The organism is Frankia sp. CcWB2, assembly GCF_977927585.1.
Genome location: NZ_CDWRCM010000002.1, coordinates 60982 through 61521 on the forward strand (window position 1 = coordinate 60982; position 540 = coordinate 61521).

Below are 540 nucleotides of genomic sequence, written 5' to 3' on the forward strand. Positions count from 1 at the left end.
CTCCTCCAGCAGTTCCACATGGGCAGTCGGGTAGGGAACGTCGACACCCCCCGGCGAGCACCGCCACCGTCGATCCGGCTGCGGCCAACGCCCCCCGGTGTGCTGCTGCGTCAATGCCGAACGCGGCTCCCGACACCACGGCCCATCCCTGTTCCGCCATCGCAAACGCGATCTCTCCGGCGAGGTGCAGCCCGTAGCTGGTCGCGGTCCGGCAGCCCACGACAGTGACCGCCCGGGGTGGGAGCTCGCTCAGGTTGACCGGACCACGGACCCACAAAGCCAGTGGAGTGCCGATCATCGAACCGTCTCCCTCGTCCCGAAAACGGTCCAGGGCATCCAGTTCGAGGGGCCACTCGGCGTCCTGGGGACAGACCAGCCGGGCGCCGGCGCGCCATGCCGCGTCCAGGTCCCGAACCGGATCGACACTCGGGTGCGCCGCCCGGAGCGCATTCCACACCTCGGACGCACCCCGGCGCCTGACCTCGACGGCCACGCAACGATGTTCCGGGCCGAAGACGCGGACTAGGGCCTGTTTGGGAA

1 protein-coding gene is annotated in these 540 nt (G+C 69.8%); it reads right to left on the bottom strand.

What is annotated here, in order from left to right:
* Window positions 1-493, bottom strand: a 493-nt coding sequence (locus ACY45C_RS01015; protein ID WP_462185794.1) for a DNA-processing protein DprA, incomplete at its 3' end; no start/stop codon positions are given.
* Between the last annotated feature and the right edge of the window lie 47 nt (window positions 494-540).